Source organism: Streptomyces sp. Y2F8-2 (genome assembly GCF_014905555.1).
Taxonomy (GTDB): Bacteria; Actinomycetota; Actinomycetes; order Streptomycetales; family Streptomycetaceae; genus Streptomyces; species Streptomyces cynarae.
Genome location: NZ_BNGS01000003.1, coordinates 96,693 through 115,693, shown reverse-complemented (window position 1 = coordinate 115,693; position 19,001 = coordinate 96,693). Strand labels below are relative to the sequence as shown.

The 19,001-nt window shown below is 70.2% G+C and carries 18 protein-coding genes and 1 pseudogene; 3 read left to right on the top strand and 16 right to left on the bottom strand.

The features are described from left to right. Positions 1-15: 15 nt before the first annotated feature. The 11 genes from nuoK to SY2F82_RS10450 are packed head-to-tail and all read right to left on the bottom strand — an operon-like array spanning position 16 to position 10,995. A complete protein-coding gene (gene nuoK / locus SY2F82_RS10500) occupies positions 16-315 on the bottom strand; it encodes an NADH-quinone oxidoreductase subunit NuoK (RefSeq protein ID WP_023547474.1) in 300 nt (99 codons plus the stop codon). Continuing rightward, positions 312-1,151, bottom strand: coding sequence for an NADH-quinone oxidoreductase subunit J (locus SY2F82_RS10495; protein WP_200418753.1), 840 nt, complete (start codon positions 1,149-1,151; stop codon positions 312-314). The genes nuoK and SY2F82_RS10495 overlap by 4 nt, the downstream gene beginning before the upstream one ends. Beyond that, positions 1,148-1,789 (bottom strand): NADH-quinone oxidoreductase subunit NuoI, encoded by a 642-nt coding sequence (gene nuoI, locus SY2F82_RS10490; protein WP_200418752.1) that lies wholly within the window; start codon positions 1,787-1,789, stop codon positions 1,148-1,150. The genes SY2F82_RS10495 and nuoI overlap by 4 nt, the downstream gene beginning before the upstream one ends. Beyond that, positions 1,782-3,146: an NADH-quinone oxidoreductase subunit NuoH gene (gene nuoH, locus SY2F82_RS10485; RefSeq protein ID WP_200418751.1), complete on the bottom strand. Its 1,365-nt coding sequence runs from the start codon at positions 3,144-3,146 to the stop codon at positions 1,782-1,784. Before nuoH ends, nuoI begins: the two co-directional genes overlap by 8 nt. Next, positions 3,143-5,647, bottom strand: coding sequence for an NADH-quinone oxidoreductase subunit G (locus SY2F82_RS10480; RefSeq protein WP_200418750.1), 2,505 nt, complete (start codon positions 5,645-5,647; stop codon positions 3,143-3,145). Before SY2F82_RS10480 ends, nuoH begins: the two co-directional genes overlap by 4 nt. Continuing rightward, positions 5,644-7,032, bottom strand: coding sequence for an NADH-quinone oxidoreductase subunit NuoF (nuoF, locus tag SY2F82_RS10475; RefSeq protein ID WP_374707142.1), 1,389 nt, complete (start codon positions 7,030-7,032; stop codon positions 5,644-5,646). The genes SY2F82_RS10480 and nuoF overlap by 4 nt, the downstream gene beginning before the upstream one ends. Beyond that, entirely contained in the window at positions 7,029-7,904 is an 876-nt protein-coding gene (gene nuoE, locus SY2F82_RS10470) for an NADH-quinone oxidoreductase subunit NuoE (RefSeq protein WP_200418748.1), read from the bottom strand. Before nuoE ends, nuoF begins: the two co-directional genes overlap by 4 nt. Next, complete coding sequence (locus SY2F82_RS10465; protein WP_236041339.1) at positions 7,901-9,283, bottom strand: NADH-quinone oxidoreductase subunit D; 1,383 nt, start codon at positions 9,281-9,283, stop codon at positions 7,901-7,903. Before SY2F82_RS10465 ends, nuoE begins: the two co-directional genes overlap by 4 nt. Beyond that, positions 9,280-10,071: an NADH-quinone oxidoreductase subunit C gene (locus SY2F82_RS10460; RefSeq protein ID WP_236041338.1), complete on the bottom strand. Its 792-nt coding sequence runs from the start codon at positions 10,069-10,071 to the stop codon at positions 9,280-9,282. The genes SY2F82_RS10465 and SY2F82_RS10460 overlap by 4 nt, the downstream gene beginning before the upstream one ends. Then, positions 10,068-10,622, bottom strand: a complete 555-nt coding sequence (locus SY2F82_RS10455; protein ID WP_007383964.1) for an NADH-quinone oxidoreductase subunit B family protein — start codon at positions 10,620-10,622, stop codon at positions 10,068-10,070. The genes SY2F82_RS10460 and SY2F82_RS10455 overlap by 4 nt, the downstream gene beginning before the upstream one ends. Positions 10,623-10,635: 13 nt before the next feature. Continuing rightward, a complete protein-coding gene (locus SY2F82_RS10450; protein ID WP_003992243.1) occupies positions 10,636-10,995 on the bottom strand; it encodes an NADH-quinone oxidoreductase subunit A in 360 nt (119 codons plus the stop codon). Between the two features lie 805 nt (positions 10,996-11,800). Here SY2F82_RS10450 and SY2F82_RS10445 point away from each other — a divergent pair. Beyond that, positions 11,801-12,601, top strand: coding sequence for a C40 family peptidase (locus SY2F82_RS10445; protein ID WP_200418747.1), 801 nt, complete (start codon positions 11,801-11,803; stop codon positions 12,599-12,601). Between the two features lie 87 nt (positions 12,602-12,688). On the opposite strand, the gene SY2F82_RS10440 is transcribed toward SY2F82_RS10445, so the two are convergent. Then, complete coding sequence (locus SY2F82_RS10440; protein WP_200418746.1) at positions 12,689-14,500, bottom strand: FAD-dependent oxidoreductase; 1,812 nt, start codon at positions 14,498-14,500, stop codon at positions 12,689-12,691. 87 nt (positions 14,501-14,587) lie between these two features. Here SY2F82_RS10440 and def point away from each other — a divergent pair, with 87 nt between their 5' ends. Further along, the gene (def, locus tag SY2F82_RS10435; RefSeq protein WP_200418745.1) at positions 14,588-15,238 is read left to right on the top strand and encodes a peptide deformylase; all 651 of its coding nucleotides are present in this window, start codon (positions 14,588-14,590) and stop codon (positions 15,236-15,238) included. Positions 15,239-15,284: 46 nt separating this feature from the next. Here the strand turns inward: def and SY2F82_RS10430 are convergent, their stop codons facing one another. The 4 genes and pseudogenes from SY2F82_RS10430 to SY2F82_RS10415 form a co-directional block, all read right to left on the bottom strand. Further along, a complete protein-coding gene (locus SY2F82_RS10430) occupies positions 15,285-15,980 on the bottom strand; it encodes an LAETG motif-containing sortase-dependent surface protein (RefSeq protein ID WP_200418744.1) in 696 nt (231 codons plus the stop codon). A 287-nt stretch (positions 15,981-16,267) separates the two neighbouring features. Further along, a pseudogene (locus SY2F82_RS10425) lies at positions 16,268-16,423 on the bottom strand (IS5/IS1182 family transposase); the annotation flags it as partial. Next, the gene (locus tag SY2F82_RS10420; RefSeq protein ID WP_200418743.1) at positions 16,422-17,072 is read right to left on the bottom strand and encodes a response regulator transcription factor; all 651 of its coding nucleotides are present in this window, start codon (positions 17,070-17,072) and stop codon (positions 16,422-16,424) included. The gene SY2F82_RS10420 and the pseudogene SY2F82_RS10425, both read right to left, overlap by 2 nt. Continuing rightward, positions 17,060-18,316, bottom strand: a complete 1,257-nt coding sequence (locus SY2F82_RS10415) for a histidine kinase (RefSeq protein WP_200418742.1) — start codon at positions 18,314-18,316, stop codon at positions 17,060-17,062. The genes SY2F82_RS10420 and SY2F82_RS10415 overlap by 13 nt, the downstream gene beginning before the upstream one ends. Before the next feature lie 135 nt (positions 18,317-18,451). Between SY2F82_RS10415 and SY2F82_RS10410 the strand changes: the two genes are divergently transcribed. Continuing rightward, positions 18,452-18,967, top strand: a complete 516-nt coding sequence (locus SY2F82_RS10410) for a hypothetical protein (protein WP_200418741.1) — start codon at positions 18,452-18,454, stop codon at positions 18,965-18,967. Positions 18,968-19,001 lie beyond the last annotated feature (34 nt).

The following is a 19,001-nucleotide window of genomic DNA, read 5'->3' as shown; positions in this document are numbered from 1 at the left end:
GATTCTCCCGACCCCTTACAGCTTCATCAGGCTGGCGTCGTCGACCGAGGCCGAATGGCGGGTACGGAACAGCGACACGATGATCGCGAGCCCGACGACGACCTCCGCGGCGGCGACGACCATCGTGAAGAAGGCGATGATCTGGCCGTCGAGATTGCCGTGCATCCGGGAGAAGGTGACGAACGCGAGGTTGCACGCGTTGAGCATCAGCTCGATACACATGAACACCACGATCGCGTTGCGCCGGATCAGTACGCCGGTGGCGCCGATCGTGAACAACAGGGCTGCGAGATACAGGTAGTTGACCGGGTTCACTTCGACGCCTCCTCGGTCCTCTTGAGCGCCGGCCGCTTCTCCTCGGTGCGCTCCAGGCGCTCGGCGGCGTGCTGCTCCAGCGCCTTGAGATCGCTGATCGCCTCGTCGGACACGTCGCGGATCTGGCCGCGGGCGCGCAGCGTCTTGTTGACGGTCAGCTCGGACGGGGTGCCGTCCGGCAGGAGACCCGCGATGTCCACCGCGTTGTGCCGGGCGTAGACGCCGGGGGCCGGCAGCGGCGGAACGTGCTTGCCCTCCCGTACCCGCTGCTCGGAGAGTTCGCGCTGGGTGCGGGCGCGCTCGGTGCGCTCGCGGTGGGTGAGCACCATGGCGCCGACGGCGGCCGTGATGAGCAGGGCACCGGTGATTTCGAAGGCGAACACGTACTTGGTGAAGATGAGGGCCGCCAGACCCTCCACATTGCCGCCCGCATTCGCCCTGCCGCTGCCGGCGAAGTCCTTCAGGGAGGCGTTGGCGATGCCCGCGAACAGCAGGATGCCGAAGCCGAGCCCGCACAGGAGGGCCAGCCAGCGCTGCCCCTTGATGGTCTCCTTCAGGGAGTCCGCCGCGGTGACGCCGACGAGCATCACCACGAACAGGAACAGCATCATGATCGCGCCGGTGTAGACGACGATCTGCACGATCCCCAGGAAGTAGGCGCCGTTGGCGAGGTAGAACACCGCCAGGACGATCATGGTGCCCGCGAGGCACAGCGCGCTGTGCACGGCCTTCTTCATGAAGACGGTGCCGAGGGCGCCGAGCACCGCGACGGTGCCGAGGACCCAGAACTGGAAGGCCTCTCCGGTGGAGGTGGAGTAGGCCGCGAGATCAGTCATCCGCCGATCACCTTCTTCGACGCCGGCTCGCCCTCGCCGAAGGTGGAGACGGCCTCCTGCGGGACCTCGCCCTTCGAGACGGCGACCTGGCGCACGGTGCCGGGCGCGGCCTCCGTCACCAGGCCCCGGTAGTAGTCCTGCTCGTCCATCCCCGGGTGGATGGCGTGGGGCGTGTCCACCATGCCCTCTTCGAGGCCGGCGAGCAGTTGCTCCTTGGTGTAGATGAGGTTGGCGCGGCTGGAGTCGGCCAACTCGAACTCGTTGGTCATCGTCAGCGCGCGCGTGGGGCAGGCCTCGATGCACAGGCCGCACAGGATGCAGCGGGCGTAGTTGATCTGGTACACCCGCCCGTACCGCTCGCCCGGGGAGTAGCGCTCCTCGTCCGTGTTGTCCGCGCCCTCGACGTAGATCGCGTCGGCGGGGCACGCCCAGGCGCACAGTTCGCAGCCGACGCACTTCTCCAGGCCGTCCGGATGGCGGTTGAGCTGGTGCCGGCCGTGGAACCGCGGAGCCGTGGTCTTCTTCTGCTCCGGGTACTGCTCGGTGAGCCGCTTCTTGAACATGGCCTTGAAGGTCACGCCGAAGCCGGCCACCGGGTTCTGGAAACCCGGCTTGGTGTCCTTGGGCTCGTCAGCCATCGGACGCCTCCTTTCCATCCGAAGATCCGTCACTCACAGTGTCCGGTCCACCACTGACAATCAGCTCCCGCTCCCGGCGTGAGCGGCGCCTGGGCACCGGTGGCAGCGTCTGTCCCGGCAGCGGCGGCACGGGGAATCCACCGGCCATCGGGTCGAAGGCGGCGGGCTCCTCGGCGGGCTGCTCGGCCTCCTTGGCCTTCGCGCGGAACATGTCGATGACGAACGACACCAGGAGCAGCGCGAGGACTCCGCCCGCGACGTACAGCGCGATGTCGGCGAAACCGTAGTTCTCGTTGCGAAGCGCCCGTACGGTCGCGACGAGCATCAGCCAGACCACGGAGACCGGGATGAGGACCTTCCAGCCGAGCTTCATCAGCTGGTCGTAGCGGACGCGGGGGAGCGTGCCGCGCAGCCAGATGAAGAAGAACAGCAGCAGCTGGACCTTGATGACGAACCAGAGCAGCGGCCACCAGCCGTGGTTCGCGCCCTCCCAGACCGTGCTGATCGGCCACGGGGCGCGCCAGCCGCCCAGGAAGAGGGTGGTGGACACGGCCGAGACCGTCACCATGTTGACGTACTCGGCGAGCATGAACATCGCGAACTTGATCGACGAGTACTCGGTGTTGAAGCCGCCGACCAGGTCGCCCTCGGACTCCGGCATGTCGAAGGGGGCGCGGTTGGTCTCGCCGACCATCGTGACGATGTAGATGATGAAGGACACCGGCAGCAGCAGGATGTACCAGCGGTCGTGCTGCGCCTCGACGATCCTCGACGTCGACATCGACCCCGAGTAGAGGAACACGGAGGCGAAGGCGGCACCCATGGCGATCTCGTAGGAGATCATCTGCGCGCAGGAGCGCAGGCCACCGAGGAGCGGATAGGTGGAACCGGAGCTCCAGCCCGCCAGCACGATGCCGTAGATACCGACCGAGGCGACCGCGAGGATGTAGAGCATCGCGATCGGCAGGTCGGTGAGCTGCATCGTGGTGCGGTGCCCGAAGATCGAGATCTCGTTGCCGGCGGGCCCGAAGGGGATCACCGCGATCGCCATGAAGGCCGGGATGGCCGCGACGATCGGCGCGAGGATGTAGACCACCTTGTCCGCGCGCTTGACGATGAGGTCTTCCTTCAGCATCAGCTTCACGCCGTCGGCGAGCGACTGGAGCATGCCCCAGGGACCGTGCCGGTTGGGGCCGATGCGCAGCTGCATCCAGGCGACGACCTTGCGCTCCCAGACGATGGAGAACAACACGGTCACCATCAGGAAGGCGAAGCAGAACACCGCCTTGATGACGACCAGCCACCAGGGGTCGTGGCCGAACATCGAGAGGTCTTCAGCGGCGAGGTACGGGCTCATGCCTCCACCTCCTTGGGGGCTTCGGCGGCGGGCGTCGCCGGGCCGATGCGGACGAGGGTGCCGGGCTGCGCCCCGGTGTCGGAGGGGACGCCGCCGCCCGTGGAGTTCATCGGGAGCCAGACGACGCGGTCGGGCATCTCGGTGATCTGCAGCGGGAGTTCGACGGTCCCGGACGGGCCGCGCACGGCCAGCAGCTCGCCGTCCTCGACGCCCGCCTCGGCGGCAGTGGCGGCGGACACACGCGCGCGTGCCGCGTGCCGGGTGCCGGCGAGCGCCTCGTCGCCGTCCTGGAGACGGCCCTGGTCGAGCAGCAGCCGGTGGCCGGCGAGCACGGCCTCCCCGGCGGCCGGGCGGGGCAGCTGTCCGCCGATCTCCAGGGGGTTGGCGGCCCGCGGACCGTCCCAGGCGGCGAGGCGGTCCAGTTCCACGCGGATCGTGCGCAGATCGGGCAGCCCCAGGTGCACGTCCATCGCGTCGGCGAGCATCTGGAGCACGCGCGCGTCGGTCGGCATCAGCGGGCGGGTCATCTGGTCGGGCTTGAGCGCGGCCTCGAAGAAGCGGGCCCTGCCCTCCCAGTTGAGGAAGGTGCCGGCCTTCTCGGCGGCCGCCGCGACCGGCAGCACCACGTCCGCGCGCTCGGTGACCTCGCTGGGCCGCAGTTCCAGGGAGACCAGGAAGTCCACCTCGGACAGTGCTTCACGTGCGCGTGCCGGATCCGGCAGGTCGGCGACCTCGACGCCGGCCACGACCAGGGCGCGAAGTTCGCCGGTGGCCGCGGCCTCGACGATCTGGCCCGTGTCCCGGCCGTAGCGGTGCGGGAGGTCGGCAAGGCCCCAGACGGCGGCGACCTCCTCCCGCGCGCGCGGATCGGTGGCCGGACGCCCGCCCGGCAGCAGCGAGGGCAGCGCGCCCACCTCGACCGCGCCCCGTTCTCCGGCCCGGCGCGGGATCCACGCCAGCCGGGCGCCGGTGGCGGCCGCGGTACGGACGGCGGCGGTGAGGCCGCCGGCGACGGCGGCGAGGCGTTCACCGACGACGATCACGGCGCCCTCGGTGCGCAGCGCCTCCGCGGCCCGTACGCCGTCCTCCTCCAGGCCGACCCGTCCGGCCAGCGCGTCCAGCCACTCGGTCTCGGTCCCCGGCGCGGCGGGCAGCAGGGTGCCGCCGGCCTTCTCCAGGCCCCGGGTGGCGTGCGTGGCCAGAGCGAACACCTGCTGGCCGTGCCCCCGCCAGGCCTTGCGCAGCCGCAGGAAGACGCCGGGCGCCTCCTCCTCGGACTCGAACCCGACGAGCAGGACGGCGGGCGCCTTCTCGAGGAAGGTGAACGTGACGCCCGTACCGTCGAGGTCGCGGCCGCGTCCGGCGATCCGGGCGGCCAGGAAGTCGGCCTCCTCGCCGCTGTGCACGCGCGCGCGGAAGTCGATGTCGTTCGTGTCGAGCGCCACGCGCGCGAACTTGCTGTACGCGTAGGCGTCCTCCACGGTGAGCCGGCCGCCGGTGAGCACCCCGGCCCGGCCCCGCGCGGCGAGCAGCCCCCGGGCGGCGATGTCGAGCGCCTCGGGCCAGGACGCGGGCTCCAGCTCACCGCTCTCGCGCCGCACCAGCGGCACATCGAGCCGGTCCTTCATCTGCGCGTACCGGAACGCGAAGCGCCCCTTGTCGCAGATCCACTCCTCGTTGACCTCCGGATCGTAGGCGGCCAGGCGCCGCATGACCTTGCCGCGCCGGTGGTCGGTGCGGGTGGCGCAGCCGCCGGAGCAGTGCTCGCAGACCGACGGGGACGAGACCAGGTCGAAGGGGCGGGAGCGGAAGCGGTACGCCGCCGAGGTCAGTGCACCGACCGGGCAGATCTGGATGGTGTTCCCGGAGAAGTACGACTCGAAGGGGTCGCCCTCTCCGGTGCCGACCTGCTGCAACGCGCCCCGCTCCAGCAGCTCGATCATCGGGTCGCCCGCGATCTGGTTGGAGAACCGGGTGCAGCGGGCGCACAGCACGCACCGCTCACGGTCGAGCAGCACCTGCGTGGAGATCGGGACCGGCTTCTCGTACGTCCGCTTCTTCCCCTCGAAGCGGGACTCGGCGTTGCCGTGCGACATCGCCTGGTTCTGCAGCGGGCACTCGCCACCCTTGTCGCAGACGGGGCAGTCCAGCGGGTGGTTGATGAGCAGGAGCTCCATCACACCCTTCTGGGCCTTCTCGGCGACGGGCGAGGTGAGGTGCGTCTTCACGACCATCCCGTCCGTACACGTGATCGTGCAGGACGCCATGGGCTTGCGCTGGCCCTCGACCTCGACGATGCACTGGCGGCAGGCGCCGGCCGGGTCGAGCAGGGGGTGGTCGCAGAAGCGGGGGATCTCGATGCCGAGCTGTTCGGCGGCGCGGATGACCAGGGTGCCCTTGGGCACGCTGATCTCGACGCCGTCGATCGTCAGCGTGACGAGGTCCTCCGGCGGGACCGCCGCCTCTCCCCCACCTGAGGGAGCGCTGGTGGTCACAGTCATGCGTTCACCTCCGCGGGCTTGTCCGCCCAGGCCGTGGACTTGGCCGGGTCGAAGGGGCAGCCCCGGCCCGTGATGTGGTCCTCGTACTCCTCGCGGAAGTACTTGAGGGAGGAGAAGATCGGCGAGGCGGCGCCGTCGCCGAGGGCGCAGAAGGACTTGCCGTTGATGTTGTCGGCGATGTCGGCGAGCTTGTCGAGGTCGGACATGACGCCCTTGCCCGCCTCGATGTCCCGCAGCAGCTGCACGAGCCAGTACGTGCCTTCCCGGCAGGGTGTGCACTTGCCGCAGGACTCGTGGGCGTAGAACTCGGTCCAGCGGGTGACGGCCCGCACCACGCAGGTCGTCTCGTCGAAGCACTGCAGGGCCTTGGTGCCGAGCATGGACCCGGCGGCGCCCACTCCCTCGTAGTCCAGCGCGACGTCGAGGTGCTCCTCGGTGAACATCGGCGTGGACGAGCCGCCCGGCGTCCAGAACTTCAGCCGGTGGCCGGGCCGCATGCCGCCGCTCATGTCGAGGAGCTGCCGCAACGTGATGCCGAGCGGGGCCTCGTACTGGCCGGGGTTGGCCACATGGCCGCTGAGCGAGTACAGCGTGAAGCCGGGCGACTTGTCGCTGCCCATCGACCGGAACCATTCCTTGCCCCGGTTCAGGATCGCGGGAACCGACGCGATCGACTCGACGTTGTTCACCACAGTCGGGCACGCGTAGAGGCCCGCGACCGCAGGGAAGGGGGGACGGAGCCGCGGTTGACCACGGCGGCCTTCGAGCGAGTCGAGCAGTGCGGTCTCCTCACCGCAGATGTACGCGCCCGCGCCCGCGTGCACGGTGACGTCGAGATCGAGCCCGCTGCCCAGGATGTTCTCGCCGAGGTAGCCCGCCGCGTAGGCCTCGCGCACGGCCGAGTGCAACCGCCGCAGCACGGGGACGACTTCACCACGCAGATAGATGAAGGCATGCGACGACCTGATGGCGTAGCACGCGATGACGATGCCCTCGATGAGGCTGTGCGGGTTCGCGAAGAGGAGCGGGATGTCCTTGCAGGTGCCGGGCTCCGATTCGTCGGCGTTGACAACCAGATAGTGAGGCTTGCCGTCCCCCTGGGGAATGAACTGCCACTTCATTCCCGTGGGGAATCCCGCGCCGCCGCGCCCGCGCAGTCCGGAGTCCTTGACGTACGCGATCACGTCGTCCGGCGACATGGCGAGCGCCTTGCGGAGCCCCTCGTAGCCGTCGTGCCTGCGGTAGACGTCCAGCGTCCAGGAGCTCTCCTCGTCCCAGAAGGCCGACAGCACGGGCACGAGCAGCTTCTCGGGGCTGGTCTCTCCCCCACCCTCGAATCCGCTCGGGCGGGCGGTGCCCCCATTTTCGGGTGCCAAGGTCATCACTGCCCTCCCTCGTCGGCTACGGGCCCGGCCGGGTGTGCCGGGTCGGAGGCCGATGTGTCCTGTGGCGCGTCGTGCGAGATGAGGTGCTCGGACGGCGACGGCTGGTGCACGGCCGTGTCCCCGGCCTCGTCGTGCGGCCCGCCGTCCCGCGGGTGCACCACGCGCGCGGCGGCGGACTCCCCCTTGGCCAGCCGCAGCCCGACCAGGGAGGCCGGACCCGCGCTGCCGGTCGCCTCGACGGCCCCGTCCCGTTCGTCGGGGAAGCCCGCCAGCATCCGGGCGGTCTCCTTGAAGGTGCACAGGGGGGCACCGCGGGTGGGAGCGACCTGCCGTCCCGCGCGCAGGTCGTCGACGAGGCGCCGGGCGGTCTCGGGGGTCTGGTTGTCGAAGAACTCCCAGTTGACCATCACGACCGGCGCGTAGTCGCAGGCCGCGTTGCACTCGATGTGCTCCAGGGTGACCTTGCCGTCGTCGGTGGTCTCGCCGTTGCCGACGCCCAGGTGCTCCTGGAGGGCCTCGAAGATGGCGTCGCCGCCCATGACGGCGCACAGGGTGTTGGTGCAGACACCCACCTGGTAGTCACCGGAGGGCCGCCGCCGGTACATGGTGTAGAAGGTGGCGACCGCGGTGACCTCGGCCGTGGTCAGACCCAGAACCTCGGCGCAGAACCGCATCCCGGTGCGCGTGACATGGCCCTCCTCCGACTGCACCAGGTGCAGCAGCGGCAGGAGGGCGGACCGGGAGTCCGGGTAGCGGGCGATGATCTCGTGCGCGTCCCGCTCCAGCCGGGCCCGCACGTCGTCCGGGTAGTCGGGCGCGGGCAGTTCGGGCATGCCCAGGCTGACGCCCCGCTCGGAAGAAGAGGTGGTCACCGGTCGACGCCTCCCATCACGGGGTCGATGGACGCGACGGCGACGATGACGTCGGCGACCTGGCCGCCCTCGCACATCGCCGCCATGGCCTGCAGGTTGGTGAAGGACGGGTCGCGGAAGTGGACCCGGTAGGGGCGGGTGCCGCCGTCTGAGACGGCGTGCACGCCGAGTTCGCCCTTGGGTGACTCGACCGCCGCGTACGCCTGTCCCGGCGGGACGCGGAAGCCCTCGGTCACCAGTTTGAAGTGGTGGATCAGAGCCTCCATGGAGGTGCCCATGATCTTCTTGATGTGGTCCAGGGAGTTGCCGAGCCCGTCCGGTCCCAGGGCGAGCTGGGCAGGCCAGGCGATCTTCTTGTCGGCGACCATGACCGCGCCGGGCTGCAGCCGGTCCAGGCACTGCTCGATGATCCTGACCGACTGGCGCATCTCCTCGAGGCGGACGAGGAAGCGTCCGTAGGCGTCACAGGTGTCGGCGGTGGGGACATCGAAGTCGTAGGTCTCGTAGCCGCAGTAGGGCTGTGCCTTGCGCAGGTCGTGCGGCAGGCCGGCGGAGCGCAGGATCGGCCCCGTGGCGCCGAGGGCCATGCAGCCCGCGAGGTCCAGGTAGCCGATGTCCTGCATACGGGCCTTGAAGATGGGGTTCCCGGTGGCGAGCTTGTCGTACTCCGGGAGGTTCTTCTTCATCTTCTTCACGAACTCGCGGATCTGGTCCACGGCGCCCGGCGGGAGGTCCTGGGCGAGTCCGCCGGGGCGGACGTAGGCGTGGTTCATCCGCAGGCCGGTGATCAGCTCGTAGATGTCGAGGATCATCTCCCGGTCGCGGAAGCCGTAGATCATGATCGTGGTGGCGCCGAGCTCCATGCCGCCGGTGGCGATGCACACCAGGTGGGAGGAGAGCCGGTTCAGCTCCATCAGGAGCACCCGGATCACGGAGGCGCGGTCGGGGACCTGGTCCTCGATGCCGAGGAGTTTCTCCACGGCGAGGCAGTACGCCGTCTCGTTGAAGAACGGCGTCAGGTAGTCCATGCGCGTCACGAACGTGGTGCCCTGCGTCCACGTGCGGTACTCGAGGTTCTTCTCGATGCCGGTGTGCAGGTAGCCGATGCCGCAGCGGGCCTCGGTGACCGTTTCGCCCTCGATCTCCAGGATGAGCCTCAGCACGCCGTGCGTGGACGGGTGCTGGGGACCCATGTTGACGATCAGGCGCTCGTCGTCGGCGCGGGACACGGACTCGACGACCTCGTCCCAGTCACCGCCGGTCACCGTGTAGACGGTGCCCTCGGTGGTCTCGCGCGCGGAAGCCTGCGTCCCGAAGGGACCCGATGAGGGGTGGTGGTCGGGCGACGGGTGGGCCGACGACGGGGTGTGCGTGCTCATGAGTACGACCTCCGCTGGTCCGGAGCCGGGATCTGGGCGCCCTTGTACTCGACGGGGATGCCGCCGAGGGGGTAGTCCTTGCGCTGCGGATGGCCCTGCCAGTCGTCCGGCATCATGATCCGCGTCAGCGCCGGGTGGCCGTCGAAGACCAGGCCGAAGAAGTCGTACGTCTCGCGTTCGTGCCAGTCGTTCGTCGGATACACGGACACGAGCGACGGGACGTGCGGGTCGGAGTCGGGGGCGCTGACCTCCAGGCGGATCAGCCGGTTGTGGGTGATCGAGCGCAGGTGGTAGACGGCGTGCAGTTCGCGCCCCTTGTCGCCGGGGTAGTGCACTCCGCTCACGCCCGTGCACAGCTCGAAGCGGAGCGCCGGGTCGTCGCGGAGGGTCTGGGCGACGGCGAGAAGGTACTCGCGTTCGATGTGGAAGGTCAGCTCGCCGCGGTCGACGACGGTCTTCTCGATGGCGTTCTCAGGGACGAGTCCCTGCTCCTCCAGGGCGCCCTCCAGTTCGTCGGCGACCTCGTCGAACCAGCCGCCGTAGGGGCGGGTGGCCGCGCCCGGGAGGCGGATGGAGCGGACCAGGCCGCCGTAGCCGGAGGTGTCGCCGCCGTTGTTGGCGCCGAACATGCCGCGCTGGACGCGGATCTCCTCGCCGCCCTCGCCGCGCCGGCCGGGGAGGTTCGCGGCGCCGAGGTCCTTCTCGGGGTTGACGCCGTTGCCGTTCACCCCGTTGCCGTTCACCCCGCCCGGGTGCGCGCCCGCGCCGTTGCGGTTCGCGTCGCTCATCGCAGCAGCCCCTTCATCTCGATCGTCGGCAGGGCCTTGAGCGCCGCTTCCTCCGCCTCGCGGGCCGCCTCCTCGGCGTTCACACCGAGCTTGGAGGACTGGATCTTCTGGTGGAGCTTGAGGATCGCGTCCATCAGCATCTCGGGCCGTGGCGGGCAGCCGGGCAGGTAGATGTCGACGGGGACGATGTGGTCGACGCCCTGCACGATCGCGTAGTTGTTGAACATGCCGCCCGAGGAGGCGCACACGCCCATCGAGATCACCCACTTGGGGTTCGGCATCTGGTCGTAGACCTGCCTGAGGACCGGCGCCATCTTCTGGCTGACCCGGCCGGCGACGATCATCAGGTCCGCCTGGCGGGGCGAGCCGCGGAAGACCTCCATGCCGAAGCGCGCCAGGTCGTAGCGGCCGGCGCCGGTGGTCATCATCTCGATGGCGCAGCAGGCGAGGCCGAAGGTGGCGGGGAAGACCGACGCCTTGCGCACCCAGCCCGCGGCCTGCTCGACGGTGGTCAGAAGGAAACCGCTCGGCAGCTTTTCTTCGAGTCCCATGACGTAAGGCCCCTCAGTCCCATTCCAGGCCGCCGCGCCGCCATACGTACGCGTACGCGACGAAGACGGTGAGCACGAAGAGCAGCATCTCCACGAGCCCGAAGATCCCCAGGGCGTCGAAGGTGACGGCCCAGGGGTAGAGGAAGACGATCTCGATGTCGAAGACGATGAAGAGCATCGCCGTCAGGTAGTACTTGATCGGGAAGCGCCCGCCGCCGGCCGGCGTGGGGGTCGGCTCGATACCGCACTCGTAGGCCTCGAGCTTGGCGCGGTTGTACCGCTTCGGACCGATCAGCGTGGCCATGACCACGGAGAAGATCGCAAAGCCTGCCCCGAGGGCTCCCAGTACGAGGATGGGCGCATACGCGTTCACCGCTCCTCGCTCCTCTCAGTCGGCACTGACTGCTGGCGGTTGCGCTGGGCTCACTTCCGTCCCACATGTCCCGAAAGCCCCGCTTGCCCCAGCGAAGATCGCGGACATGTGAAGCAGGTCACAAGCCCAACTGCCGTGCATCTTATGCCCGCGGGTGTGTGATCTGCGACACGGGGGTCAGCACGTACTTTGTGATCTCCACCACCCGGCGAAGGATCATGAAGTCGGATGAGCGGTGATCTACGTACGCGAAGCAGTCGAGTGATCACCAAGAGGTGACATTTTCGCTCGTCTCCGCTGGTAGAGGCGGTCTTGCACTATCAAACGGCAAGCGTTCAAAGCAAATTGGCGCTGGACCAGAACCCTTGATAGGGGAGCCCGTTCACACTTCAGAGGGAGGGGCGGGGGCGAATGTGGACGTGTGCACGCGTTCACGAGCAGAGGGGCGGCTTCACGCCCAGAGGTGCATGCATTCACAAGCGGCAGGGCAGGCGGACGGACCGAGTCGCCCGCTGCGCGCGCGAGACGCCCCCGCGGCAGTGACCGTTCCGTGACCTGTGCCACATCCGTGTGAGGGTTCAATAAAGCGGGCTTGGCTATTCGCCTCAACCAGTGGTAAGCCAGGAGCAATTCGGGACGTAACGACGAAAACCCATGATCACAGCCTTGATCATCACTGTCCGCTTTGCCCGTTACGGCGTCAATAAAGAATGACACGCCCGGGATTCAGGCCGCCCATTGAACAACTGTGGCGCACCACACGTTTCTTGAAGGTATGGAGGAGTCCCTGGTACCGCTTGTCCCCATGTCCCACACCGCTCACATACGCAGCCACCGGAAGCCCCGCAACCGCAGCGCGTCGACCATCGCGATGCGGGCCTCAGTCGCCGGTGGTGTCCTCAGCACCCTGGCCGTGGCCGGGGCCTCGGCATCGGCCGACGCCGCGGAGCCGGTGACCCAGACGCTCGAGCTGCCGACCCTGACGGCCGACGTGGCCACGCAGGTCGCACAGTCCGCGGCGGCCACCCAGCAGGCCGCGGCCAACTACCAGCTGCAGGTCGAGCGTGACACGGCCGCCGCGAATGCCGCGAAGCAGGCGAAGGCGGACCTCGCGGAGGCCAAGAAGAAGGAGGCCGAGGCCAAGCGGAAGGCCGAGGCGGAGCGCAAGCAGGCGGAGGCCGCCTCGCGCAGCGCCGAGCGGACCGTCCTCGCCGCCGCGACCAGCATCTCGACGGGCTCCTCCACGGCCACCGGTTCGGCCGCGGAGGTCGTCGCCTTCGTCAAGGCGCAGATCGGCAAGGCCTACGTCTCCGGCGCCACCGGTCCGTCGGCGTACGACTGCTCCGGACTGGTGCAGACGGCCTTCAAGCAGGTCGGAATCAACCTTCCGCGGGTCTCCCAGGACCAGTCGACGGCCGGCACCCAGGTCTCGCTGAGCAACCTGCAGCCCGGGGACATCCTGTACTGGGGCGGCGCGGGCAGCGCCTACCACGTCGCGGTGTACGTGGGCGACGGCATGTTCGTCGGCGCGCAGAACCCCTCCAGCGGCGTCGGGGAGCACCCGCTGTCGTACGACCCGCCGTCCGGCGCGGTCCGCGTGCTCTGACCGAGCCGTCGTAAGCGGTACGGGGATCGCGGGGCCGTCGCCCGTTCGAGGCGACGGCCCTCCCGGCTCGTCCCCGGCCGCCTTCGCTCACCCCACGTCGAACGTGTTCGGCAGGCCGAGCCGGTAACGCACCTCGTCCACCCGCTTGAGGGGCTCCAGCTCCGGCGGACGGTACAGCTCCCAGATCCGGCACCGCTCGGCGTCCGCGCCGTCCGCGTCCAGCAGCGCGTTGACGGCCCTGCGCGCCGACTCGTTGGCGCCCTCCATCGTCGCCAGGTCCACGTCCGTCCGGACGTAGTCGCCCGCGAGGAAGAAATTCGGTACGGCGGTCCTCGCCGAGGGGCGGTTGTAGAGCGTGCCCGTGGGATGGATGAGGAGCGGCTCGCGGTTCTGCGGGTCGGGGCCGCCGAGACCGGTCACCGCCGGGTCCATGAACCAGCCCAGGCGGTCCTCGTCCCTCAACGTGGTCTTCCCCGAGTCGTTGAGTCCGTCCTTCAGCTGGGCCCACAGCTCGGCGACGATCTCCTCCTTGGTGCACTCGCGGGCCGTCTTGCCGTACAGGATGCCGGGCTTGTCCCACTCCGAGATGATCGCGGACAGGCAGTCCCGCGCCTGACCGTCGCCGTAGTCCCGCGAGAAGTCCCGTACGTCCCAGAACTGCGCCTGCCCGATCCCGGTGACCGACCAGGGCGAGTCCAGGCAGTTGATGTGCCCGTGGACGACGGGCGTGGGCGTGCGCAGATAGAACTGCACCCCGGTCATCCAGTCCGTCCTGAGCGCGTCGCACCGGGCGAGCTGCGGGTCGGCGGCGCGCAGGGCGGCGCCCCAGGTGCGGCGGGCGTGTTCGACGGGCATCGCGGAGACGTAGTGGTCGGCGGTGACGGTGCGCTCGTCGCCGCCGTCGCGCGCGGCGACCCTCACGCCGGTGACGCGCCCGCCCGCGTAACCCACCTCACGGACCTCGGTGCCCAGCACGAACTCGACGCCGAGGGAGCGCAGGTGCGCGGCCCAGGGATCGATCCAGGCCTCGCTGGTCGGGGCGTTGAGGACGCGGTCGATGTCGGCGTCGCCGTCCAGGCCGCGGCCGAGCAGGCCCCAGAGGATGAGGGCCTCGATGATGACGCGGCCGACCGTGCGCGTGGAGGCCACCTCCGCGCGCGTGGCGACGAGGTTGCGGGTCTGGCCGATGCCGAGGAGGGTCTGGTACTCCGCGCTCATCTCCTCGGCCCGGATGAACCGCCACCAGGACGTCTTCTCCCACTGGTCCTCGCGGCGGGCGTCGCAGCTGGTGAGGTGGACCAGGAGGCGGTCGGCGAAGTAGGCGGCCTCGTGGGCGGGCAGGCGGGTGCCCAGGTCCAGTACGGACAGGATCTGGTCGCGGAGCCAGGACGGGGTGATGTCGTCGGGGGCCGGCGGGGTGGTCACCCGGCGCAGGGGGAAGTGCAGGTCGGGACGGCCGGAACTGCGGGCGAACAACTCCTCGGTTCCACTGCGCAGGTTGTCGTGGACGCCGTTCGCATTGCCGGGGAAGGGGATGCGGCGCATGGTGTCCGGCAGGTTCCGGTAGAAACCGGGGAAGAACCGGAAGCCGTGCTCGCCGGGCAGCGGTCTGCGGCCACCGCTCCCCGTACCGGGCACGTCCATGGAGCGGGCCTTGCCGCCGAGGACGTCGTAGTACTCGTAGACGGTGACGGCATAGCCGCGTTCTGCGAGTTCCTGGGCGGCGCTGAGCCCCGAGACACCGCCGCCGAGCACGGCGACGTGCTTGCGGGTGGCGGCACGGGCGCTGCCGCTCGGCCGTAAGGCGAGCGCGCTCGCCACTCCTCCGGCGCCCGCGAGGAACCGTCTGCGGGTGTGGCCGGTGTTCTCCTGCGGCTGCTGCGCGGGTTCTGTTGTCATGAGTCCCGGAGGGTAGGGAGGGACTCCGGATGCCGGAAGCCCGATTTCCCGCCGCCACAGCATCCTCACACCAAAGGAGACACAGCGATGCCCAGCGTTTTCGTCCAGGGCAGGCCCGTCGACGCGTATCCGCCGCTCGCGCCCGAGGCCCGGCGCGGCAAGGTGCGGCGCGTCACCGAGGTCGGTGAGGAGGTTCTGCACAAGCCGTGCCGGGACGTGACCGAGTTCGGACCCGATCTCGCCGCGCTCATCGACGACATGTTCCTGACGATGTACATCGCCGAAGGGGCCGGTCTCGCGGCGAACCAGGTCGGGGTCGGTCTGCGACTGTTCGTCTACGACTGCCCGGACGACGAGGGGGTCCGGCATGTCGGGCACGTCGTCAACCCGGTGCTCGACACCCTCGCCCCCACCGGACGCCGGCTGCTCGAGGAGAGCGAGGGATGCCTGTCGGTGCCCGGTGCCGTCGTGGACGTACCGCGTCCTGACCGGGCCGTGGTACGCGGCCTCGACAAGGACGGGGAGCCACTCGTCATCGAGGGGACGGGGTACTTCGCCCGCTGCCTCGAGCACGAGACCGACCACTGCGACGGGCACGTCTACCTGGACCGGCTCCCCGATCGGGACCGGAAGGACGCGCTGCGGCAGATGGCGGCCCGGCGCGACGAGGTGCTCGCACGCCGGGCCGCCAACATCGAGGCGCTGAGCGGCTGGGCACAGCCTTCGACGTCACCTTGATGCCGTGCCGCCCCGCTCAAGCCCTGTGCCGGTGCGACAGGGGCTGTCAGTGGGAGCGGTGTGCCGCTCGGCGGCGCAGCGCGACGACCACGCCGCCGCCGGCCACGACCAGGGCGGCGGCGATGCCGGCGATCACCGTGGTGCCGCTGCCCGCGCCGGTCTCGGCGAGGCCGGCGCCACCACCCGCGGGCGACGGGGCGCTGCTCGCACCCGGTACGGCGGCTGCGCCACTGCTCTGCGCCGGGCTCGGCGGCGTCGTCGGGGTGGCGGAGGACGCCGAGGAGGGATTCGCGGACGGAGTGGTGGGCGCCGGGGAGGTGGAGCCGGAGGACTCGCAGGTTTCGTCCGCCACGACGGTCAGCGGCCGGATGTCGTCGTTGACCTTGTCGCCCGCGGTGACGTGGACCCGGAAGGTCTCCCCCGCGTACCAGTCGAGGGGGGTGAGATCGACGGAGACGCCCTGCACGGTCGGGTGCTCGATCGTCCTCGTGTCGACGAGCCGTTCGCCGCCCGGCATGCTCAGCTGCATGTACAGGCTGACGGTGGCCGGGGTGCCGGAGGCGTCCTTGTCGGTGACGCGGATGACGCCCTTGCCGCCCGCGTCGCACACGGCCGCCGCCGAGAAGTCGCTGATGCTGCACGCCAGCGCCGTGTGCGCGGCACCGATGGAGAGTGCGGCCGCGGCGCCGACAGTGCCTATGACACGTGCCGCTCCGGCGGCGCGCGATGGGGAAAGGAACACTCTTGTCCTTCACGGTCGATGAGGATGCGACGGACGTTCCACCGGGCCGACAGGCGAGCCGCGGGAGCCCGAGGCCCCTCACGTCTACAAGCCCGTCGAGCCTGCTGTCAAAGGCCCGTCACCACAGGTCAAGGCACGATGAATGGCTGGTCATGATCCGGCCGGAGATCGGTCAGGAGATGGTCATGGCGGACCCGAGGCGCCGTACACACCGATCGTCTCGAAAGTCTTCGCCCGACTTCTGCTGATCCGAGGAACAAGCCCTAGCCTAGGCGGTTTCGTTTGGATCACCTGGCTGACCAGAGGAAGATGCTCGCAACGTGGAGTCCGGCCAGGTAGATGGCTGCTGTCTTCTCGTAGCGGGTGGCGATGCCTCGCCACTGTTTCAAGCGGTTGATGCAGCGTTCGACCGTGTTGTGGGCATGGGGGCGTGATCGCGCACTATGCGGTCGCAACGCCCAGGAAGCGCAGCACCGCCAGGACGCGGCGGTGGTCGGCGTCGGCCTTGGGCAGGTCGAGCTTGGTGAAGATGCTGTTGATGTGCTTGGCGACCGCGCTCTCGCTCACGACCAGCTCGGCGGCGATGCCGGAGTTGGACCGGCCGCCCGCCATCAGCTCCAGCACCTCCCGCTCGCGCGGTGTCAGCCGGTCGAGCGGATCGCTGTGCCGGCGCACCAGCAGCTGCGCGACGACCTGCGGGTCGAGCGCGGTGCCGCCGGCCGCCACCCGGCGTACCGCCTCGGCGAACTCCTCGACGTCGGCGACCCGTTGCTTGAGCAGATAGCCGACGCCCGAGGTGTTGGCGGCGAGCAGATCGGCGGCGTACCGCTCCTCCACGTACTGCGACAGCAGGAGCACGGCGGTACGCGGGTACTGGCGGCGGATCACCAGCGCGGCGCGCACTCCCTCGTCGGTGAAGCCGGGCGGCATGCGCACGTCGACCACGGCGATGTCGGGCCGGTGCTCCTCGACGGCTGCCAGCAGCCCTTCTGCGTCGGTGACTTGCGCGCACATCTCGAAGCCGGCCGCCTCCAGCACCTTGACCACGCCGATGCGCAGCAAGAGGGAATCCTCGGCGATCACGGCGCGCACGGCAGCTCCACGGTGATGACGGTCGGGCCCCCGGCGGGGCTGCGGCAGGAGAACGTGCCGTCGACGGACGCGACGCGCTTGGCGAGCCCGGCGAGCCCGGTGCCACCGCCGGCCGCAGCGAGATCCGCGCCGCCCGCGCCGTCGTCCGCGACGACCACCAGCAGTGTCTCCCCGATCCGCTCCACGGTCACGTCCGCCCGGGTCGCCTGGGCGTGTTTGACCACGTTCGTCAGGGCTTCGGAGACCACGAAGTACGCGACGGCCTCGACCGTGGGTGAGGGGCGCTGCGGCAGGTCCACCGCCACGCGCACCGGGATCGGGAGGCGGGCGGCGACCCCGGACAGCGCGGCGTCGAGGCCGCGGTCCTCAAGGACGGCCGGATGCAGGCCGCGCACCAGGTTGTTCAGCTCGGCGATCGCCTCCTTCGCCTCGCGGTGCGCCTCGTCGATCACCTTGCGGGCGTCCTCCGGCAGGTCGCCGAGGGTGGACCTGGCCAGGCCCAGGTTGACGGCGAGTGAGACGAGGCGCTGCTGTGCGCCGTCGTGCAGGTCGCGCTCGATCCGCCGCCGCTCGGCGTCGGCGGCGTCGAGCACGCCGGCCCGGCTCTCGGCGAGGTCGGCTACCCGGCGGGCCAGCTTCTCCGTGCGGCTGGGGCCGAGCAGGACCTCGGCCGCCCGGGTGTCCAGCCGCACCAGAGCGCCGGTCAGCCGGGGCCCGAGGAACAGCAGGGCGAGGCCGCCGGCGGTGATGTACGCGGCCTGCGTGGTGTACCCGAGGTCGGTGACCCGCCACTGCGGGGGCAGCGCCCAGATCCACACGTAGATGGAGGCGGCCACGAGAGCGGCGGCCCAGACGGCGAGGACGGCGAGGTCCAGGACGGCGAGCAGCGGACCCGCCACGGCGTGGTAGCAGACCTGCCGCCACAAGGCCCGCGTGGTCAGCCGACGTACCGCCGACTTCCAGTTGCGTCCCGACCCGGGTACGGCGGGGCGCGGGAGGTCCTTGCCGACGAGCGCCCGGTAGCGTCGCCGCTGCCCGACGGTCAGCAGGGGTGTCACCCAGAGTGTGAGCAGCACGGGCAGCGGAATCACGGCCGGCGCCCCCGCCATCGCGGCGGCCAGCCAGAGCCACAGTGGCACCACGGCGAGGTGGAGCGGCAGGCCGGCGGCGACGAGCGCGGTCCGGTGTCCCGCCCTGCGGAACGGCCGGCCCAGCACCAGCTGCAGCCACGTCGTGAGTTGCATGCGTCAAACGGTAAAGCCGCAGGCCATCCCCGTGCCATGACGCTCCCGCCCGGTTCGGAGGTGCACTTTTCTCCACCCCGGGTCGGAACCCTGCGTGACTGACGGCGCCCCCGTGTGCGGCGGAGGGTGGAGCACGTGAAGGGCAGAGCCGGCGGGGAGCGGGGGAAGACGATGCGTCAACTGGTGTTGCGCAATGACGAATTGGCCGGTGCCGAGGGCTTCGACCGTACCGAGGTCATCCCGCTCCACGAAGAGGCGGAGGAGCCGCGCCCGGCGCGGGGCATGCGGCGGGCCGGGTGGCTGCTGGTCGCCTGCGGGCTCGCCCTGCTGCCATGGCTGTACGTGCTGGCCACCGGCCTGCCGGCCACCGCGACCGCGGCGCACTGGCCGGTCGCCTGGGTCGGGCTCGACGCGCTGGAGGCGCTCAGCCTGATCGCCACCGGCCTCCTCGCCGCCCGCGGCGACCGGCGGCACGCCCTGGCAGCCGCCGCGACCGCGACGCTGCTTGTGGTGGACGCCTGGTTCGACACCACGACCGCGGCCCCGGGCGGCGACTTCGCCACCGCGGTCGCCATGGCGCTCGGCGCCGAGCTGCCGCTCGCCGCGCTGTGCGGCCGGCTGGCACTGCGGGCGCTGAGCCGGCACGCGTGACGCCGACCGCCCAGCCACATGCCACGGACCAAAC